We start from the raw sequence: 20505 nt of genomic DNA on the forward strand, positions 1-20505 counted from the left end.
AGGAGACAGCAATGAAACGTATTGTTCCAGGCCCCCAATCCAGCACACGCCGCACGGCGCTGTGCCTGGCCTTGCTGGGCGCATTCAGCCTGCAGGCGCAGGCCCAATCAACCTACCCCAACAAGCCGGTCCGCATGGTTGTGAGTTATGCCGCCGGCAATGTCACGGACCTGCTGGCGCGGGTGGTTGCAGAAAGGCTTTCGGACAAGTGGGGCCAGCCCGTCACGGTCGACAACCGGCCCGGCCAGGGCGGCAGCCTGGGCGCGCAGATCGCGGTCAAAACGCCTGCTGACGGTTACACCCTGCTGTTCTCTGCCATGGCCGCCATGGCCATCAACCCGCACGTTTATGGCAACCTGGGTTATGACGTCAGGAAGGACTTCGTGCCTGTTGTCAACGTGGCCTACCCAACCATGGTCATGGTCGTCAACCCCGAGCTGAAAATCAACTCGCTGACAGCGCTGATCGCCTACAGCAAGGCCAACCCCACGGCCCTGAACTATGGCACCGCAGGCAACGGCACGGTCCCGCACCTGAACATGGAAACACTGAAAGCGCAAACCGGCCTGGTTGCGCAGCATGTTCCCTACAAGGCGGCAGGCGCCGTGCTCACGGACGTGCTGGGTGGCCGCATCCAGATCCAGCAGGAAGCCCTGTCGGTCCTTCTTCCGCAGGTCAAGGCGAAAAGGCTGATCCCCATCGCCGCAGGCTCGTCAAAACGGCTGGCGCAACTGCCCGACGTGCCGACGATTACCGAGCTGTTTCCAAAATACCAGGCCGTCGTTCCATGGCTGGGCATCTTCGCCCCGGCAGGAACACCCAAAGCCATCGTGGACAAGATCAACAAGGATGTCGATGACATCCTGAGGCAGCCCGACGTACAGGAAAAGCTGCTGGGCAACGGCCTGGATGCCGTGGGCGGCTCTCCCGAGACCTTCGCAAAAACCGTCGCCACCGACTACGAGCGGATGGACAAGCTGGTCAAGCAACTGGGACTGAAAGTTGACTGAAATGACATTGACCAAAAACCACCCAGGCAAGCCAGCACCGCTTCAGAGCATACGCATACTGGACCTCACCACCGTCCTTGCCGGCCCCTACTGCACCTACCAGCTCGGGCTGCTGGGCGCAGAAGTGATCAAGATAGAGCGCCCCGGACAGGGCGACTGGGCCCGCAACGGTTCGCCGATCACAAACATACCTGAATTTTCGGCGCAGTTCGTCGCACAGAATGCCGGCAAAAAATCGATCACACTGGACCTTCAGTCAGACCAGGGGCGCGAGATTGCCCTGAGGCTGATTGAAAGCTCGGACATCCTGGTGGAGAACTTTTCACCAGGCGTGGCGGACCGGCTGGGCCTGGGCTACGAGATGGCACGCGGGCAGCGCAAGGACATTGTGTATTGCGCGCTCTCGGGCTATGGACAGGACGGCCCCATGAGCCGCCGGCCTGCGTACGACCACGTCATCCAGGCCATCTCCGGCATCACCATGCTGACAGGCACCAGGGAAAGTGTGCCCAACCGGATTGGCCCGCCGCTGTTCGATTACCTCGCCGGCATGTATGGCGCTTTTGCGGTGATGGCAGCGCTGCGCGAACGCGACCGCACCGGCCAATCGCAAATGGTGGATGTCGCCATGCTGGATGCCGCGATCGTGGCCATGGCGTCCACGGTCTCCACCCTGGTGAATGGCGGGATCACACCCCAGCCCAACGGCAACACCGCAGCCAGCGGAAGCCCGGCGTCCGGCATTTTCGAGACCCGCGAGGGCCTGCTGTCCATGACCGGCAACCAGGAACAACAGGTCGTGCGCCTGTGCCGCGTACTGGGGCTGGACGCGCTGCTGGACGACGACAGTTTCTCCACGACTGCCAGCCGCGCCGCGAATGCAGATGCCTTCCGCCGGCTTCTTGCATCGGCCCTGCAGCAGCGCACGGCGCTTGAATGGGAAGAGTTGCTGGCGGCAGCGCACGTGCCGGCAGCCAAGGTGCGGACCGTGATGGAAACCATGAATGAGGCGCATGTGGCGCATAGGGAAGTGCAGCAGCAGGTCCAGGACCCGGTGACCGGCCACAGCATGTCGGTTCCGTCCATAGGTTTCAAATGGAATCAGCTCGCTCTGGGCCCTGACGAAGCACCACCGCGGCTCGGCCAGCACACCGACCAGTTGCTGGCGGCACTGGGCTTGAGTGCGACGGACATCGGCCAGCTCCGTAGCGCAAACGTTATCTGAACCAGCTGGCGTGCTGCGGGCCGCGGGCCGCGGGCCGCGCACCATATCGCTATATTTTTCATAGCTGGTGGCGCAAGCTGCACGCCGGCCTGGGTCATTTTGAATTAAAAATCAGGGGTAATAGAGCTGGTTGAGGCGCGCTGCCTCTATATAAATCGAGGGCAAACGCACATTGCGGGCCCGCAGCGCGGCATCACGAATCGCGACGCTGTAGTGGCTGCCCTCAACGATGGGCGGCGGCGGTGATCCAGGTTTGGCTTTCAGCCAGGCCAGCGTCGTCGTCGCAGCCGCCTCGCCCATGGCCCTCGAAGAAGGGGCAACACTCAGGCCGCCGCCCTGCTCGACATAGTCGACACGGATACCGATGGGCAGCGGCTGGGCATTGGCCTCAATCCATCGAATGACCGTGGCCGGGGCCGCGGACTCACGTGTTTTTGGCCTCACCGTCAGACCGTCATACGACAGCACCAGCAGCGCGTCGGCCTTGCCGGCCATGCCCTGGATGGCGGCCTGCCACGAAGCAAAATCATCCAGCGTGTGGACTTCCACCACGCTGTGCGGTGCCCAGTTGAAGGCCTGGATCTGCCTGAGCTGGCCGGCGCCTGTCGTGCCGGTATTGCTGATAACCGCCAGTCGCGCGGGCAAGCCCTTGCGGGCCTGCAGCAGGGTTTCACGAATGGCATCCAGGGGCAGGACCTCCACAATCCCGGTCACATTCGCCGCACCGGCATAGCCATAGAACTGGGGTTCACGGTCAATCGCGGTGAAAACCACCTTGGGGCGGGCCCTGGATACATAGCGGCGCGCCACGTATTCCTGCGCTTCATCGTCAACCGCCAGGATCACATCCGGGTCAAACTGCCACACGGCCCTCTGGCCTTCCTTGCCGGCATCTTCCCTGTGGTCGTCGTCCGGCAGGCTGTCTATGCCCAGGTAATGCCGGCGCACCGAGACAGGTTGCCTGTTTTTGTCCAGAACCCGCTGTATGCCCTCATCCATTTTTTTGGCGGTCGATGAATTGCGGTCAGAACTGTGCAGCACCAGGATGCGGGGTTTGGAAAGATTGAAACCGCCCAGCAGCAAGAGCGCAACCACCAGGAAAGTGCCCGTCAGTATGGCCGCCTTGCCTTTTTTCATACGAGGCCCAGCCATTCCCAGTAAGGGATTGAAAGGTAGGCGGCAAGGATGCGCGCCAGGTTCATCCAGTGGTTGTAAAGCAGGAACTCCGCGCGCCTGCAGTACTGGCCAAGACCGCTGCCCAGCACCTGCAGGTACTGGGAACTCTGGTACGGCATGAACCAGATGTCACTGAACATCGCCGTCAAAAACACCACCACCCACGGGTTGATGAATTGGGCCTGGGCGATCGGGACAAGCACAACCGCAGCCACCACCATGCCGGCGGTAACCGGCAACACCAGGCGCAGCATCAACGTGACCGCCAGCGCAACGGGAATGAAAACTGCCATGCGCCCACCGACAAAGTCAAACGCGCTCCCTACGCCCTGGGCAAGTGCCGTATCCAGCCCCAGGTAAGTGATGGCCCGGCTCAGGCCGTCAAGGCTCAGCAAAAAGAAGATCATTGGCCAGTCAATTTTTTGCTGGAAATCCTGTTTGCTCAGCAGCCCCAGCAAGAGCAGGCCAACCAGCAAAAATGCCGCGATCCACGCCGGGGAAATCTGGTGCAAGCTGGCAGTGGTCGCACCCACCAGAAAAAACAAAAAACCGATCAGGGCGGCTTTCTCCGCGCCGGTCATGGGGCCCAGCAACGCCAGTTGGCGCGCCAGCCGCGGCTTGGGCAAGGGCGCGCCGGCAGTGGGCGCCCCAAAATACAGGCGCGTGACCAGCAGGTGCGCAGCGGTCACCGTCAGCGCGGCAACACCTGCCGCCACAAACCAGAAGGCGCCCTGGAACTGGTTCTGCAGCTGGGTCGGCAACATGCCAAACACCATCAGGTTGGACGACTTGCTGGTCAGGAACATGGGTGAAAAAAGCACCGTCCCGGAAAAGGCGGCGGCCATCAATGCCGTTGCCGCCCGGCTTTGGGCCGGCAGGTTGAGGCCTTCAACCATGTCCTTGTAAAACGGCAAAACCAGGGACAGCCGGGCATTGCCGGAAGGCATGATGGGCGAAAGGATGTAGCCGGACAGCAGCAAGGCAGCCTGGTGCCAGAACGGCGTGTCCGGCAGGCGTATCAGCAGCCACAGCATGAAGCGGTAACTCAGGCCGGAAGAAGCAATGACCGCAGCCAGGGCGTACACGCCCAATAGCGTGGTCAGGGTTCTGGATGAAAAACCCGCCAGGGCCACATCCGGCGGCACCAGGCCCACAATCAAAACCGCAACGATGGCGATCAGCGGCGGAATGAATTCATCCGCCAGGGTAAACAGCCACATCAGCACCGTGCCCGACAGGATGGCCAGGAACAGCGCAGCCTCAACCACCAGCCCCGCCATGCCTGCAAGAAAATAAATCGCCGGCGGCACAATGACAACGCTGGTCCAGCCTGCGATTTCCCTCGGCGAAAGGGGCAATAGCGGTTTTCTCTTTGAGGCAGCCGGTTTGAGGAAGGGCTCCCCGCCCACATAACCCATCAAACCCAGCAGCGCACGGGAACGCAGGGAAGGATCGGCAGCGGCAAGTTCCGCCAGGGCCTCGCGTGGAATCTGAATCGCCCTGCCCGGCGTGATGGCAGTCACGTCACACAGATAGCTGGCCATGTCGCTGGCCGCTTCTTCACCGCAGCGCTGGTCCGTCAATGCCACGACACGCCCGGCAGGCGTTGCCAGTTGCAACTCGCCCGACTCGATCAGGTAAAGAAATTTGGCCGCTGCGTTCCTGGCACAAAGCACTTCGCCTGCAGCAAACTCCACCGTGCGCAGGGAACCGACAAGCCGGGCCAGCGGTTTGCCCGAGGCACCGGAAAAAAGAGCATCCCGGCGCAGGCGGGCAGCGTGTTCGGAGTCGTTCTGGTCAGACACTGCAGGGCATTGTGCAAATGAACTCTGTTAAGAGGAGGGAGCATGGGCCGGAAGCCGAACCGATGGTATCACCGGGTTTTACAAATCCAAACCGCCTGTTGCAGGCTGCCTGCAAATTCCGGCCGCCCGCAGGATAATCCCCTCATGCGACTACTCCACACCATGCTGCGCGTTGGCAATCTCCAGCGCTCCATCGACTTCTACACCCAGGTACTCGGCATGCAGCTGCTGCGCAGGTCGGAAAACCCGGAATACAAATACAGCCTGGCGTTTGTGGGTTATGAAGGCAATCCGGCGCAAGCCGAGATCGAGCTGACCTACAACTGGGGCACCGAGAGCTATGAGATGGGAACGGCCTACGGCCACATCGCGCTCGGCGTACCCGACGCCTACGCAGCCTGCGACAAGATCAAGGCAGCCGGCGGCAACGTCACACGCGAGGCCGGCCCAGTGAAGGGCGGCACCACGGTGATTGCGTTTGTCACCGACCCGGACGGCTACAAGATCGAATTAATACAATATAAATCAATGACTTACGACGACGGACGCCATTCAGACGCCAAAAACAGTGATCCGCTGCGCAGCGCGTAGCAGATGAGCAACAAAAGCCTGCACAAGCTGGCATTTGTTTGTCCGGTTATGGCACGGAGCCTTGGATACCAACTTTCGCTCCATTGATCGGCGGCAACAAGGGGTTGGGCGACCTGGGCTTTGGCGGCGAGGTCAAGAACACCATGCAACAGCGCGCCGACTTCCTCGCCGAGCAGGGGCTGGCCGAGCGACGCGGGCAGCGAGTGATCCTCGCCCGGAACCTGTTGGGCACACTACGCAATCGGGAACTGGCGCAGATCGCCAAGGACATTGCGGCCGCAACCGGCTGGTGCATCGACCCGTCACGGACGGACAGCGCGTTGCAGGCATCTACCGGCGTTCCGTCATACACACCAGCGGGCGCTATACGATGCTGGACGACGGCTTGGGTTCATGCCTAGTGCCGTGGAAGCCGGTGATCAAGCATTGGCTAGGGCAGCAAATCGCCGCGAGAGTGCGCGGTGGCGTGGTTTCGTGGGAAATTGGACAGCAGCGTGGCTACTCACTGAACTGAGGCCACTCGAACTTGTCATGGCCGAACATAGTCTAGTCGTCCCTGAGAAACCCCCTAACTCCAGTATTGATGAGGGTTAGCGGGGTGGTAGAGCGGCATAGATATTGCAAGAATTGAGGCCATTAAAGCTTCAAACCTTGCAAACTCATGGCACTTCGCGAGACCCGACATTCAACTGAAGTGGACCTGTTCCGCCAAGAACTGGTCAATCTCATCGACCTGCGTCACCCGCTGGTCAAGCTCGCGCAGAACATCGACTGGAAGTCCTGCGGGGCCCGCTTCGGCGGGCTGTACGCCACCGGCATTGGTCGCCCCGGCCACCCCCTGCGGCTGATGGTGGGCCTGCAACTGTTGAAGCACACCAGCAACCTGTCCGACGAAGAAGTCGTGGCCGTCTGGGTGGAGAACCCGTACTGGCAGCACTTTTGCGGCGAGCAGTACTTCTGCCACGACTTTCCCATTGATCCGAGCCTGATGACCGGCTTTCGCAAGAGGATTGGCGAAGCTGGTTGCGAGTTCATCCTCGGCCTGACCGTGATTGCAGGCCTGGCGACGCGCACGGTAGCGAAGACCTCACTGGCCGTGGTCAACGTGGACACCACCGTGCAAGACAAAGCAGTTGCGTTTCCCACCGATGCCCGACTGCTGCACAAGGCGCGCGTGGCTCTGGTCAGGCGTGCCAGGAAGGGTGGCATTGAGTTGCGCCAAAGCTACGAGCGCGTTGGCAAGGCAGCCTTCGTGCGCTCCCAGCGCTACGCTCATGCCCGCCAGTTGAACCGAGCCAAAGCCCAGAGCAGAAAGCTGCGCACCTACCTGGGCCGGGTGATCCGCGACATCGAGCGCAAGACCGAGGGCAACGGCGCACCGCAAACCAGCTTTGCCCGGCTGCTGCAGGTGGCGCGGCGTATCCACAGTCAGCCCAGAAAGCGCAGCGAGGGTGATCCGCCCAAGCTGTACAGCGTGCACGCCCCGGAGGTTGAATGCATCGCCAAAGGCAAGGCGCACAAAAAGTACGAGTTTGGTGTGAAGGTCGGTATCGTCTCAACCAGTAAAGAAAGCTTTGTGATCGGTGCCAAGTCACTGCCGGGCAATCCGTATGACGGGCACACGCTGCAGGCGTGCATTGAGCAGGCTGAGCGCGTCACGGGCATCCAGCCCAAAGAGGCCTACACGGACAGAGGCTACCGGGGTCATGGCTGCAACACTGGCACATTGAAAATCTGGATCGCCGGTGCCAAGCGTGGGGTGACAGCGGCAATCCATCGAAAGCTCAAACGAAGGAATGCGGTGGAGCCGGTGATTGGGCACATGAAATCAGACGGCCGTCTGGCCAGAAACTTCCTCAAGGGCGTTGACGGTGATGCGATCAATGCGCTGCTGTGCGGTGCCGGGCACAACATGCGCAAGATCCTCAAGAAGCTGCGGCTTCTTTGCGCCCAATTGGGCATCATGATCGGGCAACTCTTAAGTGCGACACGTGAACAAACCGCTGCACTCAAACTGCGGACCGTCTGAAATGTGAGTTTCTCAGGGACGACTAGTCTAGAAGCCAGCTTCGCAAGTTGATTCATATGTCGACATCATGCCGAAAAGTTCATTTATGGCCTTGATGAATCTCTTCCAGTTGCGCGCAATAGAACTATGCGCTGCGGGAATGTGATCGATAGGCGCCGGGGGCACTACCCGTCCACGATTTAAAGGCCCGCTGGAATGCGGTGCTGTCGGTGAATCCTAACTCTGCGGCAATGATACTCAGTGGTGCGTTGGTGCTTGCCAACCGAACGATTGCCATGTCGCGCCTCAACTCATCCTTCACCATCTGGAACGATTGCCCCTCCATGGCCAGATGACGCTGAAGGGCGCTGACCGACATGTGCAGGCACTGTGCAGCGGCAGCCAAATCGGGCCATTCCGGGCACACCTGCTGCAATAGTGCGCGTACCCTTGCGCTGTATGCGCGCTCGTTCAGACGATAGCCCACCAGATTGCCCGGTGCGGCGCGCAGAAAAGACTGCAGCGCGACCGCGTCACGGCGCATCGGCTGCGCGGATGCGGTGGAGTCGAACCAGACAGCGGGGCACCTCTGCCCGAAACGCAAGCTACCGGAGAAGATTCGAGCATAGTCTTCGGCATGGGCAGGCTGCTCGAAAGGGAAGTCAAAACCTTTAGGTACCAACCGGCCACCATGCAGCCACACAAGAAGGCGCCAGAAGACGCGCAGCAAGAGGCCATGTAGAAAGTCGGCGTGCTCACCTGGACCGCCTCTCGACTCTAGGGTGACACCAAACAGCGAGCCATCGGTGACAGGCACAAGAAGCACATCATCTTGTAGTAGGGCGAAGGATTCGCTCACGCGGTGCAAAGCTGCTGCCAGCGTTCGTGTCCCGAGTGTGGAACGAGCCACTAGAGCGAAACTGCCGCAGCGTAACGGCCTGCCACGCAGGTAGCCTAAGCATTCGTCGTCCAGGCTGTCCTTCACGGCACTGAAAAGCGCGATGTATTGATTGACGGTCACGCGCGACTGCGTCAGGTGCAGCAATGACTCGACGATGCCAGCCCGCCCCAGGACGCTGCTGATCCAGGACTCGGTGGCCAACCCCTTGTCGCGCGCACCGTCCAGTAGCCCATGCACGGCAAAGATAGGAACAGTGACAACGGGTCTCACGATGGTTTAGGGGCGCAGCTTCTTCTGCACCAAGAAATAGATGTCGTTTGTCAGTTTATCGAGGTCATTTGCCATCGTCACTTAAGAGGCTGACTACTACGATCTTGCGAGGGTTCTGAGCACGCCCGAATCGTTCAGTTCGACATGATAAAGACGTTTCGGGCCATACCAAAAAAGGAGACAAGCACATGATTCAATTTGCCAAGCTTGGTGCCGGCGAGCTCCGGCGTCGCATGTCTGGAGAATTGCAGGACAACGACCTAGGCTGTACCCGGGCATTGCAGCTCTTCTGCGGTCTGGCCGCCATTCGAGGAGTGTTCTGACGTGCTTCCGCAATTGCACCGACATCCCTGGATGGACAGCGACATCGAGACCTTTCGCGAGCAGGTTCGCCGCTACATCGGCGCCGAGATGGCTCCCAAGCTGCCAGGCTGGCGCGAGCAAGGCTATATCCCGCGCGAAACCTGGCGGCCCCTCGGTGAAATGGGCTTCTTGCTGCCAGAAATGCCCGAGACCTATGGCGGCGTTGGGGCCAGCCTCGCCTATCAGCTGGTGGTGCAGGACGAGCTGACCAAGGCCGAAATGCCGAACAACGTCACGGTGCACAGCATCGCCTCTCACTACATTATGGACTACGGCACCGAGGCGCAAAAGCAGCGTTGGCTGCCCAAGCTCAGTAGCGGAGAGATGCTGGTCGGCATCGCGATGACCGAGCCCGGCTGCGGCACGGACCTCAAGGCCATCGCCACGCGCGCTCGCCTCGACGGCTACCACTACGTGATCGACGGCGCCAAAACCTTCATCACGAACGGCTTTACCTGCAACCTTCTGATCGTGGTCGCACGCACCGGCGAAGCGGGCAGCCGGGGACTGTCGATGATCGTGGTGGAGACCGAGAACTTACCCGGGTTTCGCGTGGGCCGCCTGCTCGAGAAGATCGGTATGCCGGCGTCGGACACGGCCGAACTCTTCTTCGATGGGGTTCGCGTACCGGTCGACCAGTTGTTGGGAGGCGTCGAAGGGCATGGTTTCAAGCAGCTGATGGGCCAGTTGCCCTACGAACGCATGTCCATCGCCGTGCCGGCGGCAGCCGTCATCGACCGGGCCCTAGAACTCACGCTGGCGTACACGAAGGAGCGCAAGATCTTCGGCGCGCCGCTGTTCGACATGCAGACCACGCGCCACAAGCTGGCCGAAGTGGCCACCATCGCCCACGTGGTGCGCACCTTCGTCAACGATTGCATCCAACGGCTGCTGGACGGAACGCTTGACGACGAAGCCGCGTACATGGCCAAGTGGTGGTGCACCGAGCAGCAGTGCCGCGTGACCGACGAGTGCCTACAGTTGTTCGGTGGCTATGGCTTCATGGCCGAGTACCCGATCGCGCGCATGTACTCCGCCTCGCGCGTGCAGAAGATCTACGGCGGCGCGAACGAGGTCATGAAGGAACTGATCGCGAGGAAGCTGTGAACGCGCCGCACGCTCTGCGGACGCCGCTGCACGGCATCCGCGTGGTGGAGTTCGAGGGCATCGGACCGGGTCCGCTGGCCGCCAGAATGCTGGCCGACATGGGCGCCGAGGTGGTCGCGCTGACACGGGCCGAGCAGGCCGCTGCTGCGCAGCGGCTGGGCGGGGCGGCTGAGAATCCACTGCGCCGCGGCAAGACGGTCGAGGTCATCGACCTGAAATCACCCGACGGCAAGGTGCGCGCCCTGGATCAGATCGCCCAGGCCGACGTCCTAATCGAGGGCTATCGCCCAGGTGTGATGGAACGGCTGGGGTTCGGCCCTGCCGAATGCGCGGCGCGCAATCCCAGGCTGGTCTATGGCCGGATGACGGGCTGGGGCCAGGACGGCCCGCTCGCCCAGTCTGCCGGCCACGACCTGAACTACGTCGCGTTGACGGGCCTGTTGTCGCTGTCGGCGCGCAAGGGACAGGCGCCTATCGTGCCGCCCACGGTGCTGGGGGATGCGGCCGGGGCGCTGGGCTTGGCCTTCGGTGTCGCCTGCGCGCTGGTCGATGCACGCGCCACCGGCCGCGGCCGGGTCGTGGACGCGGCCATCGTTGACATCGTGGCCATGCTGGGCACGCTGGTGCACTGGATTCGCGCCAATGGGCAGATCGACGGCGCGCAACCGAGCCCGTTTCACGATTCGCCGTTCTATGACGTGTACGCCTGCGCCGACGGCGGCTTCATCAGCCTCGCGGCGGTGGAGCCCACATTCCATGCGCTGCTGCTCTCGAAGCTGGGCCTCACGGACGTGGACCCTGCCGACCAGTACGACACGGCGACGTGGCCAGCGCTGAAGCAACGCATCGCGGCCCTAATCCGCAGCCTACCCCAGGCGCACTGGAGCGAACTGCTCGAAGGCAGCGACGCCTGCTTTGCGCCCGTGCTTAGCCTGGCCGAGGCGGTGCGACATCCGCACAACACGGCAAGGGGCATCTACCAATCCACCCCCTCCGGCGCCATCGAAGCGGCCACGGCCCCACGATTCCAGGCACTCAACGCAACCACTCAGGAGACAAGAAAATGACCAACACCACCCACCCTGCCAAGCCCGTCCGCGGTTGCCCGTCCACCACGGGCAACGAGCGCCAGCTCAACACCACGACGCTGATCCGGCACGCCGCGCGCACCCACCCAGACCAGGAGATCGTCTACCGCACGCCCGATGGGGGCTGGGACCGTTACACCTATGCCGATTGCTACGCGCGCGTCTGCCGAAGCGCCAATGCACTGCGCGCGCTCGGCGTTGCGCCGGGCGACCGGGTCGGTATCCTGGATTGGAACAGTCGGCGCCACTTCGAGCTGTACTGGTCCATCCCCGGCCTGGGCGCGGTCATGCTGCAGATGAACCTGCGCTTGGGCGCAGAGGACCTGGGCTATGTGGTCGGTCACAGCAAGGTGTCCTACGTTTGCGTGGACGAGTCATTGCTGCCCATTGCCGAATCCGTCGCAGCGAATTCGCCCCAGATCAAGGGCTGGATCGTCATGACCGACAAGCCGCTGGACCAGATCAAGACCATGCTGAAACCGCTACGGCACTACGAAGACCTGCTGGCCACCGCCGACACGAAGATCGACTGGCCCGAGATCGACGAAACCTCGGCCTACAGCGCTTGCTACACCACCGGCACCACGGGCAAACCCAAGGGCGTGTACTACTCGCACCGCGGCATCTACCTGCACTCCACGGCCATGGCCACCAACATGGGCATGACGCTGGACGACTGCGTCATGCTCATCACGCCCATGTTTCACGGGCAGTGTTGGGGCCTGCCACAGGCCGCCACGCTGCTGGCTGACAAGATCGTGCTGCCGGGCCGCTACGCCGCCGAGGACACCATGCCGCTGGTTGACGCCATGATTGCCGAGGGCGTGACGATCACCAACGGCGCACCGGCCATCTTCCAGCCCATGCTGCAGTACATCGAGACGCTGCCGGTCAAGCCGGACTTCAGCCGCATGCGCATGCTGTCCGGCGCGAGCGAGCCGCCGCTGTCGATGATGATCGGTTTCCACGAAACCACGGGCGCCGAGGTGGTGCACGCCTACGGCGCCACCGAAGCCACGACGCTGGTGACCGTCAACCGCCTCAAGCCCACGCTCAAGAAGCACCTGACCCAGGACGAGCGGTGGAACCTCAAGCGCAAGCAGGGCCTGGTCCTGACCGGGGTTGACATCCGCATCCTCGACGCCGGCGACCAGGACCTGCCGCATGACGGACAGTCGGCAGGCGAGATTTGCCTGCGCGGCCCCTGGATCACGACCAGTTACCACGACATGCCCGATTCCGGCGATCGCTTCCTGGAGGGCGGCTGGTGGCGCTCGGGCGATGTCGGCACGGTGGACGGGAACGGCTACCTCAAGGTCACCGATCGCATCAAGGACGTGATCAAGAGCGGCGGTGAATGGATATCTTCTATTGACATGGAAAACCTGCTCATGGGCCACCCGGCTGTGCGCGACGCCGCAGTGGTCGGCATTCCCCATGCGAAGTGGCAGGAACGACCGCTGGCCCTAGTGGTGTTGAAGCCCGGCCAGCAGGCGACCCAGGAACAACTGCAGGAACACCTGACCAGCACCTTCGCCAAGTGGCAGTTGCCGGATCTGGTCCTGTTCGTCGAGGCCATCCCCAAGACCAGCGTCGGCAAGCTCGATAAGAAGCGCATTCGCGCGGAGCATGCGGGTCGCTATGTCGAGTGAGCCAACCTATTGCTACAGGAGAACAACATGAATGACCAAGAACCCGTCATCGTCGGTGCGCTGCGCACCCCCGTGGGCAAGCGCGGCGGGCGCCTGCAGAAATGGCACCCCGTCGATCTGCTGGCCGAAACACTGCGCCAACTGGTCGAGCGCTCCGGCATCGATCCGACGGACTTGGACGACGTGATCGTCGGCTGCGTGCTGCAATGGGATCAGCAGCACGGCAACCTGGGCCGGCATGCCGTGCTGGCGGCGGGGCTGCCCGAATCCGTCCCTGCGGTGACGGTCGATCGGCAATGCGGCTCCGGCCAGCAGGCGGTGGGCTTTGCCGTGCACGGCATCCGGGCGGGCGCCTACCAACTGGTCATCGGCGCCGGGGTGGAGTCGATGTCGCAGGCCCCCATGCCGCCGTCGTTCAAGCCCGGCGCGCCGCTGGGCTCGCAGTACAGCCCGCGCGAGCTGGCGCGCTACCAGGACAACCCGCTGCTGCCGCAAGGAGCTTCATCGGAGTTGATGAACAAGCGCTTCGGCCTCACACGCGAAGCACTGGATGCCTTCGCCGTGCGCAGCCATCGGCGTGCCACCGAGGCCTCGCAGGCCGGTCGCGTCAAGGATCAACTGGTGCGGCTGACCGAGGACCCGGCCGACCCGGACAGCCCGCTCGTCACCGCCGACGAGGGCATACGCGCCGACCCCAACCCCGAGAAGATGGCCACGCTCAAGCCGATTTTTGCTGCCGACGGCGCCACCACGGCCGCCAACTCGTCGCAGATCAGCGATGGCGCCGCCGCGCTGCTGATCGCCAGCCGCGCCTATGCCAAGCAGCATGGCCTGAAGCCGCGCGCGCGCTTCGTCAGCACCGCCGTGGCCGCCGCCGATCCGGTGATCCAGTTCACTGCGGTGCTCGACGCCACCCGCAAGGCACTGAAAGAGTCGAGCCTGAGCCTGGCCGACATCGACCTGTTTGAAGTCAACGAGGCCTTCGGCGGCGTGCCGCTGATGTTCCAGCAGGAATTTGGCATCCCTGACGACCGCCTCAACGTCAATGGCGGCTCGGTGGCGATCGGCCATCCGCTGGGCTCCACCGGCGCGCGCATGCTCACCGACCTGTTGTGCGAGCTGGAGCGCCGGGGAGGCCGCTATGGTCTGCAAACCATCTGCGAGGCCTCGGGCACGGCAAATACCACCATCATCGAGCGGCTTGCATGAGCTTGACCACCATGACCGAAGCCAGCGAAGTGCTTGTCGTCCGTGAAAGTGCCATCGTCACCTTGACCATCAACCGCCCGCACGCGAAGAACAGCTTAAACCGTGCGGTATTCGACGGCCTACGCGCGCAGCTTGCGCAACTGCGCGACGACGATGCCGTGCGAGCGGTCATCATCACCGGTGCCGAGGGCGTGTTCTGCGCCGGCGCCGACATCACGACCTTCGACGCTCTGCGCGCCGAGCCGCTGCTGGGCGAACGCGCGGCGGTGGGCGGCAGCTTCTGGTCCGAACTCGGGAGCTTCCCCAAGCCAGTCATCGCGGCGGTGGAAAAGCTCGCGCTGGGCGGCGGCACGGAGCTGGCGCTGGCCTGCGACATCGTGATCGCTGGCGAGTCAGCCAAGTTCGGCGTGCCGGAGGTCAAGCTAGGCGCCATTCCGGGTGCCGGGGGCACCCAGCGCCTGATCCGTTCCATCGGCAAATCCAAGGCCATGTCCCTGCTTCTGACCGGCGATTTCATCGACGCCCGCAAAGCCTGCGCGGCAGGCATCGTCGCCGAAGTGACGGCTGACGGCCAGGCCCTGCCAACGGCATTGGCGATGGCCAGTCGGATTGCGGCCAATTCGCCGCTAGCCGTGGCGCTGGCGAAAGATGCGGCCCTGTCCAGTTTTGAAACCCCGCTTGCGCAGGGTCTGGAGCATGAAAAGCGCAATTTCTTCATCGCCTTGCGTTCAGCCGACAACCTGGAAGGGCAAGCGGCATTTTTGGGCAAGCGCGCGCCCAGCTTCACCGGCCAATAGCGCCTATCTGTGATCCATCGAGGAAAAGCCATGCACCTGAATTCCAACATTTCTGCCGTCATCACTGGGGGCGCCTCCGGTCTGGGGGCTGCTGCGGCCAGGCGTTTGGCCAGCCATGGCGTCAAAGTCGCCATCTTCGACATGAACGAAACCATCGGTCAGGCGTTGGCAAGCGAACTCGGCGGCGTGTACTGCAAGGTGGACGTGACGTCAGAGGAGCAGGTGGACGCAGCCTTCGCCAAAGCCCGCGCAGCCATCGGGCAGGAACGCATTCTGGTCAACTGCGCAGGCACTGCCGACGCCGCCAAGACTGCCAGCCGCGACAAGAAGACTGGCGAGATTCGCGCGGCATCTGCGGATCGCTTCAACCGCATCATCCAGATCAACCTGGTGGGCACTTTTCGTTGCATTGCCAAGTCGGCGGCGGGCATGATGGCACTCGACGCGCTGTCCGACGGCGACCGCGGCGTCATCGTCAGCACCGCTTCGGCAGCCGCGCAGGACGGCCAGATCGGCCAGGCCAGCTACTCGGCGAGCAAGGCGGCCATTGTGGGCATGACCTTGCCTGTCGCACGCGACCTGATGGACGAAGGGATCCGGGTCAACACCATCTTGCCCGGGCTCTTTGGCACGCCGTTGCTGCAAGGCCTGCCCGACAACGTCAGACAGGCGCTGGCGGCGTCTGTGCCGTTTCCGAAGCGCCTGGGTGAACCCGACGAATTTGCGCAGGCCGTCGAGTTTCTCGCCACTTGCGGTTATATGAACGCTGAGTCCATCCGAGTGGATGGTGCCATTCGTATGGCTCCGCGCTGATGCGCATGCAGCTTCTTCAAGGTTGATACGCGTGACCCACAACTCGCGCAAAGTGATAACGCCTTGATGAAAGTAAATCGGACCTTGGAGGAAAGCGCCGACTGGTTGCTCGCTCACGGCAAAGCGTAATCTCAGGACTGCGAGGCAGGTGCGGTGCATTTCCTGAAGCTAACTGGCATTGTGATCGGAGGCTGGTTGCTGGCACGTATGGCCGAAGCCTCCACGGCGCAACTATCGGTGGGTTCGGGCAACGCGAGCCTCATCTGAGCCTAGTGTCCTGTCCCGCTGATACGTGAGCAAAGTCGGTGCAACTTCTCTAGGATCGAATCGGCAGTAGCAGTCCACTTGAAAGGCTGGCAATTTGCGTTGTGCGCGGCGACGAAGTGATCGATGCGCTGCACGAGTTGCTTGACGCTGGTGAACGAGCCGCGGCGGATCGCCTTGTCGGTGATGAGCGCGAAGAATCGCTCGACCTGGTTGAGCCATGAGCTGTAGGTCGGTATGAAGTGCATGTGCCAGCGCGGGCGCGCTGCCAGCCAGACCTTGATCTTCGGATGGCTGTGGGTGGCGTAGTTGTCGACGATGCAGTGAACGTCCAGTTCGTGTGGCACAGACTTGTCGATCTCGCGAAGGAACGACAAGAACTCCCGATGTCGATGCCGTGGCTTGCAACTAGCCAGCACGGCACCGTTGAACACGTTTAGCGCTGCGAACAACGTGGTCGTTCCATGCCGCTTGTAGTCATGGGTGACACCCTCAACGTAACCAAACCCCATAGGCAGCATCGGCTGCGTGCGCTCCAGCGCCTGGCACTGGCTCTTCTCATCGACACAGATGACCAGCGCGTTGTCCGGCGGGCTCAGGTACAGGCCGACGACGTCGCGCAGCTTCTCGATGAAGAACGGGTCGTTGGAGAGCTTGAAGCCCTCGGTGCGGTGCGGCTGCAGGCCAAAGAGTTGGAAGTAGCGCGCCACACTGCTCTTGGAGATGCCCGTCTGGGCGGCCCACCGTGCGCACGCTCCAGTGCGTGGAACCATTGGCCGGCTTGGTGTGCAACGTGGTCTTGATCATTTGCGCCACACGTTCATCGTCAATCGAGCGCGGCTTGCCTGGGCGCACATCGTCGCACAGACCAGGGATGCGTCGATCGATGAGTCGTGATCGCCACTTGCCCACCGTAGCCTTGGTCAAATCCAAGCGCTCTGCGATCAAGTTGTTGGGCTCGCCATCGGCACTGCTCAGAACAATGCGCGCTCGATTGCTCAAGGATGCGGGCAGCGAGCGGCTACGCGCAAAGGACTGCAGTTGCGAGCGCTCCTCGTCCGACAACACCAAATCGACTTTCGGTCTGCCTGTTCTCATCGCGGTATCTCCGTTCCAAAGATACCGCAATGACATGCAAAACTAATGCCAGTTATTTACGGGACAGAACACTAGCGCATCATAGCTCGACGCTATGCGACGCACATTCTGGTAGAGGCTTCACCTTTGCGCAACATCGTGGTCACCGCCGCGTCCAGCACATTGGCATTGTCGGACGACCAGCTTTGAACGACGGGCCGAGCATGAGTGATCAGGATGTCTTAGCGGCATGAATCTTGAAAGAAAATTTTTACATGAAAATTCTCATATCCACCAAGAGATTCGGATTTTGTCAAGAGGCCCCCTACTTGTCGGCCGACTTCGCCCTCGTATCCGTCTTTCCGACGGCAACCGGACGAATGCCGTGGGCCAGCAATCCAATGAAGATGTCGGCGACCTCATCGCCGCGCAGACGGCCTTCTGCGTGGAACCACTGGGAAATCCCGCCGACAGCCCCCATGAACCAGAACACGGCCAGCTTGGCATCGCATTGTGCGATGGACCCGTCCCGAATGCCATCCTCAAACACTTTGCGCAGTTCCAGATCGAACTTGCGGCGCCTCGCGGTGATCTTCGTCTGGTCCGCCGGCGTCATCGCCGAAAAATCGTGAAGGATCGCAGGCGCTCCCATTTCGTCAGTCAGCAGCGAGATGTAGTTCTTGATGAAGGTCGTGATGCGTCCGTACCCCGTTGATTCCGAGGCAATAGCGTCTTTGAGGACTTGGTCCCCAAGCCCCATCGACAGCTCGTGGCACTCGTAGATCAGTTCCTGCTTGTTCTTGAAGTAGTAATAGAGCGCGGGCTTCGTGACGTTGAGCGCAGCGGCAATCTCGTCCAAGGACACATTCTTGTATCCATGGCGGCCGAACGTGCGTGACGCCTCCGCAATGACCGCCTGCTTCTTCAGCTGGTATTGCTCATCAGCGCCGCCGACCGCGTTGTTCCACTTCACACTCTTGGCCGGGCGTTTGACGGCCGGGCCACGGGGTTTCGGCTTCGGCTTCGGCTTCGGTTTGGCGTCGACTTTCGTGCTCATTCTTACTGTGTCCTCTATGCATTCGCCCCGAAAAAGGCATGGTTTCAATGATATCGGACAGACAAATCGCAAGCACCAAGCCCGCACGCATGTCAACTCGTCAGTATCTGACGTGCAATGATCAACCGTTGAATGTGGCTGGTGCCCTCGTAGATCTTCGTCACTCTCACATCGCGGTAGTATCGCTCGACAGGGAAATCGTTCACGTAGCCATAGCCACCATGCACCTGCAGCGCAGCCGAACAGACCTTCTCCGCCATTTCACTGGCAAATAGCTTGGCCATCGCGGCTTCCTTGATAGACGGGAGCTTCGCATCCGTCAAGCGCGCCGCGTACAGCATGAACTGGCGAGCCACGTCGACCTGCATGGCCATGTCCGCCAGGTCGAAGCTGACGGCCTGCAACTCGGCGATCGGTTTTCCGTAAGCCTCGCGCTCCTTCGCATACCGGATCGCAGCCTCCAAGGCTGCGCGGGCAATGCCGATGGACAGCGCCGCGATCGCAATGCGGCCGTCGGACAGCAACGAGAGCGCTTTGCCATAGCCGCGCCCTTCCTCGCCGATCATGTTCTTCGCCGGCACACGCAGATTGTCCAGCTGAATCTGGGCGGTGTGCGCCGTGTGCTGGCCCAGCTTGTTTTCGACTCGAAGGCATTGATAACCCGGGTCCTTCGGGTCCGCGATGAACAAGCTGAAGCGGTCGCGAGCGCCCGGCGCTCCCGTGGCGGCTACCACCAGGGCAAAGCCGGCCTCGCTGCCGTTGGATATCCATTGTTTGCTGCCATTGAGCACATAGCTGTCGCCATCGCGTTTGGCCGTGGTGCGGATGGCCGCAGTGTCGGACCCGGCATGCGGCTCCGACAACAGGAAGGCCCCAATGCGTTGGGCGTTGGCCAACTCGGGCAGGTACAACTGCATCTGCTCCTCGGTGCCAAACGATCGGAGCACGTGCGCGGACGAGTTGTGCACATGCATCAGGGTGGCAAAACCACCGTCCGCTGCGGCGAACTCCTCAATCGCCAGACAGTACTCCACGAACGACAACCCGGCGCCGCCATAGGCCTGTGGCGCCAGCATCCCCATGAAGCCAACCTCGGCCACTGCGCGGATTTCATCGTAGGGCCAGGCGCTGCTGCGGTCACGTTCCGCCGCAGTGCGGGCCACAACTTCGCTGGCCACGCGCCGGGCCGACTCCCGGATCATCACTTCCTGTTCGCTCAAAAATGCATTGGAAACGTTCGTCATCGCTCATCCTTGAATGTTGTCGATCCTGCGGGGCACGTGCCCATCAGCCTAGCCACCGCTTTCGGCGGCGGTAATGTTTCATGTCCCTGAAGCTCTTGCGCTCACCGTCCACCGTCAGACCCAGATAGAACTCGCGCACGTCCTCGTTGCTCTTGAGGCTGACAGATGGGCCTTCGAGCACGACCCGGCCGCTTTCCATCACGTATCCGTAGTCGGCCAGCTCCAGCGCGACGCGCGTGTTCTGCTCGACGATCAGCAGTGTCAGGCCACTGGCCTTAAGTTCAGACAGCAACCCATAGACCTCTTCCACCATAAGGGGCGCCAAGCCGAGCGAGGGTTCATCGATCATGACCAGCTTCGGTCTGGCCATAAGGGCACGCCCGATCACCAGCAACTGCTGCTCACCCCCGGACAGATAGCCCGCGGTACGGTTGCGCAATGCGGCGAGCCGCTTGATACGGCCATACACCTCGTCAAGCAGTTCCTTGGCATCGCGCCCATTGCCCATGTGCCCGCCGACCACCAGGTTTTGTTCCACTGTCATGTGGCGCAGAACTTTGCGACCTTCCATGACGTGTACCAGCCCCCTCTGGACCTGGGCGGCCGGATTTCCCCCCGCGATGTCGACACCATCAAAGGTGATGGCGCCTGCCGTCACGCGACCATCTTCGGTCTTGATCAGGTTCGAAATGGCCTTCAGCGTGGTGCTCTTTCCAGCACCGTTCGCGCCCAGCAAGGTCACGCACTGCCCAGCAGGCACTTTGGCTGAAATGCCTTTTACAGCGAGAATGACATCGCTGTACAACACCTCAACGTTGTTCAGTTCAAGCACAAGTGTCTCCGGTTGG

General features: G+C 61.9%; 17 protein-coding genes and 3 pseudogenes. 13 read left to right on the forward strand and 7 right to left on the reverse strand.

Annotation, left to right across the window (positions count from 1 at the left end):
• Positions 1-11: 11 nt before the first annotated feature.
• Together ACFQND_RS23820 and ACFQND_RS23825 are read left to right on the forward strand one after the other, a co-directional pair.
• Entirely contained in the window at positions 12-1010 is a 999-nt protein-coding gene (locus ACFQND_RS23820; protein WP_371440024.1) for a Bug family tripartite tricarboxylate transporter substrate binding protein, read from the forward strand.
• 1 nt (position 1011) lies between these two features.
• Entirely contained in the window at positions 1012-2235 is a 1224-nt protein-coding gene (locus ACFQND_RS23825) for a CaiB/BaiF CoA transferase family protein (protein WP_371440025.1), read from the forward strand.
• A 111-nt stretch (positions 2236-2346) separates the two neighbouring features.
• Here the strand turns inward: ACFQND_RS23825 and ACFQND_RS23830 are convergent, their stop codons facing one another.
• Both ACFQND_RS23830 and ACFQND_RS23835 read right to left on the reverse strand, forming a co-directional pair.
• A complete protein-coding gene (locus ACFQND_RS23830) occupies positions 2347-3372 on the reverse strand; it encodes an ABC transporter substrate-binding protein (protein ID WP_371440026.1) in 1026 nt (341 codons plus the stop codon).
• Complete coding sequence (locus ACFQND_RS23835) at positions 3369-5216, reverse strand: SLC13 family permease (RefSeq protein WP_371440027.1); 1848 nt, start codon at positions 5214-5216, stop codon at positions 3369-3371. Before ACFQND_RS23835 ends, ACFQND_RS23830 begins: the two co-directional genes overlap by 4 nt.
• Before the next feature lie 144 nt (positions 5217-5360).
• Between ACFQND_RS23835 and gloA the strand changes: the two genes are divergently transcribed.
• The 3 genes and pseudogenes from gloA (at position 5361) to ACFQND_RS23850 (ending at position 7836) form a co-directional block, all read left to right on the forward strand.
• Complete coding sequence (gene gloA, locus ACFQND_RS23840) at positions 5361-5807, forward strand: lactoylglutathione lyase (RefSeq protein WP_377414716.1); 447 nt, start codon at positions 5361-5363, stop codon at positions 5805-5807.
• Positions 5808-5890: 83 nt separating this feature from the next.
• A pseudogene (locus ACFQND_RS23845) lies at positions 5891-6321 on the forward strand (DUF3363 domain-containing protein); the annotation flags it as partial.
• 147 nt (positions 6322-6468) lie between these two features.
• The gene (locus tag ACFQND_RS23850; RefSeq protein ID WP_377414719.1) at positions 6469-7836 is read left to right on the forward strand and encodes an IS5 family transposase; all 1368 of its coding nucleotides are present in this window, start codon (positions 6469-6471) and stop codon (positions 7834-7836) included.
• 124 nt (positions 7837-7960) lie between these two features.
• On the opposite strand, the gene ACFQND_RS23855 is transcribed toward ACFQND_RS23850, so the two are convergent.
• The gene (locus ACFQND_RS23855) at positions 7961-8986 is read right to left on the reverse strand and encodes an AraC family transcriptional regulator (protein ID WP_449301356.1); all 1026 of its coding nucleotides are present in this window, start codon (positions 8984-8986) and stop codon (positions 7961-7963) included.
• 188 nt (positions 8987-9174) lie between these two features.
• Between ACFQND_RS23855 and ACFQND_RS23860 the strand changes: the two genes are divergently transcribed.
• From ACFQND_RS23860 to ACFQND_RS23895, 8 genes and pseudogenes are all read left to right on the forward strand, one after another.
• Positions 9175-9309 carry a hypothetical protein gene (locus ACFQND_RS23860; RefSeq protein WP_377414722.1) on the forward strand — a complete coding sequence of 45 codons (135 nt, stop codon included), beginning with the start codon at positions 9175-9177 and terminating at the stop codon, positions 9307-9309.
• Between the two features lies 1 nt (position 9310).
• On the forward strand, positions 9311-10456 hold the full coding sequence (locus ACFQND_RS23865; protein WP_377414725.1) for an acyl-CoA dehydrogenase family protein: 1146 nt from the start codon (positions 9311-9313) through the stop codon (positions 10454-10456).
• Positions 10453-11523 carry a CaiB/BaiF CoA transferase family protein gene (locus ACFQND_RS23870; protein ID WP_377414728.1) on the forward strand — a complete coding sequence of 357 codons (1071 nt, stop codon included), beginning with the start codon at positions 10453-10455 and terminating at the stop codon, positions 11521-11523. Before ACFQND_RS23865 ends, ACFQND_RS23870 begins: the two co-directional genes overlap by 4 nt.
• The gene (locus ACFQND_RS23875; RefSeq protein ID WP_377414731.1) at positions 11520-13196 is read left to right on the forward strand and encodes a long-chain-fatty-acid--CoA ligase; all 1677 of its coding nucleotides are present in this window, start codon (positions 11520-11522) and stop codon (positions 13194-13196) included. Before ACFQND_RS23870 ends, ACFQND_RS23875 begins: the two co-directional genes overlap by 4 nt.
• A 27-nt stretch (positions 13197-13223) precedes the next feature.
• Positions 13224-14405 (forward strand): thiolase family protein, encoded by a 1182-nt coding sequence (locus ACFQND_RS23880; RefSeq protein ID WP_377414734.1) that lies wholly within the window; start codon positions 13224-13226, stop codon positions 14403-14405.
• A complete protein-coding gene (locus ACFQND_RS23885) occupies positions 14402-15202 on the forward strand; it encodes an enoyl-CoA hydratase/isomerase family protein (RefSeq protein ID WP_377414737.1) in 801 nt (266 codons plus the stop codon). Before ACFQND_RS23880 ends, ACFQND_RS23885 begins: the two co-directional genes overlap by 4 nt.
• Before the next feature lie 30 nt (positions 15203-15232).
• On the forward strand, positions 15233-16015 hold the full coding sequence (locus ACFQND_RS23890) for an SDR family oxidoreductase (protein WP_226463329.1): 783 nt from the start codon (positions 15233-15235) through the stop codon (positions 16013-16015).
• Between the two features lie 150 nt (positions 16016-16165).
• Positions 16166-16282: pseudogene (locus ACFQND_RS23895) on the forward strand (acyl-CoA dehydrogenase C-terminal domain-containing protein); the annotation flags it as partial.
• A 2-nt stretch (positions 16283-16284) separates the two neighbouring features.
• Here ACFQND_RS23895 and ACFQND_RS23900 read toward each other — a convergent pair.
• The 4 genes and pseudogenes from ACFQND_RS23900 to ACFQND_RS23915 all read right to left on the reverse strand — a co-directional run bounded on the left by ACFQND_RS23900 (position 16285) and on the right by ACFQND_RS23915 (position 20489).
• Positions 16285-17377: pseudogene (locus ACFQND_RS23900) on the reverse strand (IS630 family transposase).
• A 304-nt stretch (positions 17378-17681) separates the two neighbouring features.
• A complete protein-coding gene (locus ACFQND_RS23905; protein WP_377414740.1) occupies positions 17682-18413 on the reverse strand; it encodes a TetR/AcrR family transcriptional regulator in 732 nt (243 codons plus the stop codon).
• 92 nt (positions 18414-18505) lie between these two features.
• Complete coding sequence (locus ACFQND_RS23910) at positions 18506-19657, reverse strand: acyl-CoA dehydrogenase family protein (protein ID WP_377414743.1); 1152 nt, start codon at positions 19655-19657, stop codon at positions 18506-18508.
• 43 nt (positions 19658-19700) lie between these two features.
• Positions 19701-20489 carry an ABC transporter ATP-binding protein gene (locus ACFQND_RS23915; protein WP_377414746.1) on the reverse strand — a complete coding sequence of 263 codons (789 nt, stop codon included), beginning with the start codon at positions 20487-20489 and terminating at the stop codon, positions 19701-19703.
• Positions 20490-20505 lie beyond the last annotated feature (16 nt).

This window comes from Polaromonas aquatica, assembly GCF_042659145.1.
GTDB classification, from domain to species: domain Bacteria; phylum Pseudomonadota; class Gammaproteobacteria; order Burkholderiales; family Burkholderiaceae_C; genus Polaromonas; species Polaromonas aquatica.

What these genes read in the sequence shown, in the direction of transcription:
- ACFQND_RS23820 (WP_371440024.1), top strand. Translation starts at nt 12, where the DNA reads ATGAAACGTATTGTTCCAGGCCCCCAATCCAGCACACGCCGCACGGCG.
- ACFQND_RS23825 (WP_371440025.1), top strand. Translation starts at nt 1,012, where the DNA reads ATGACATTGACCAAAAACCACCCAGGCAAGCCAGCACCGCTTCAGAGC.
- ACFQND_RS23830 (WP_371440026.1), bottom strand. Translation starts at nt 3,372, where the DNA reads ATGAAAAAAGGCAAGGCGGCCATACTGACGGGCACTTTCCTGGTGGTT.
- gloA (WP_377414716.1), top strand. Translation starts at nt 5,361, where the DNA reads ATGCGACTACTCCACACCATGCTGCGCGTTGGCAATCTCCAGCGCTCC.
- ACFQND_RS23850 (WP_377414719.1), top strand. Translation starts at nt 6,469, where the DNA reads ATGGCACTTCGCGAGACCCGACATTCAACTGAAGTGGACCTGTTCCGC.
- ACFQND_RS23860 (WP_377414722.1), top strand. Translation starts at nt 9,175, where the DNA reads ATGATTCAATTTGCCAAGCTTGGTGCCGGCGAGCTCCGGCGTCGCATG.
- ACFQND_RS23875 (WP_377414731.1), top strand. Translation starts at nt 11,520, where the DNA reads ATGACCAACACCACCCACCCTGCCAAGCCCGTCCGCGGTTGCCCGTCC.
- ACFQND_RS23880 (WP_377414734.1), top strand. Translation starts at nt 13,224, where the DNA reads ATGAATGACCAAGAACCCGTCATCGTCGGTGCGCTGCGCACCCCCGTG.
- ACFQND_RS23885 (WP_377414737.1), top strand. Translation starts at nt 14,402, where the DNA reads ATGAGCTTGACCACCATGACCGAAGCCAGCGAAGTGCTTGTCGTCCGT.
- ACFQND_RS23890 (WP_226463329.1), top strand. Translation starts at nt 15,233, where the DNA reads ATGCACCTGAATTCCAACATTTCTGCCGTCATCACTGGGGGCGCCTCC.
- ACFQND_RS23905 (WP_377414740.1), bottom strand. Translation starts at nt 18,413, where the DNA reads ATGAGCACGAAAGTCGACGCCAAACCGAAGCCGAAGCCGAAGCCGAAA.
- ACFQND_RS23910 (WP_377414743.1), bottom strand. Translation starts at nt 19,657, where the DNA reads ATGACGAACGTTTCCAATGCATTTTTGAGCGAACAGGAAGTGATGATC.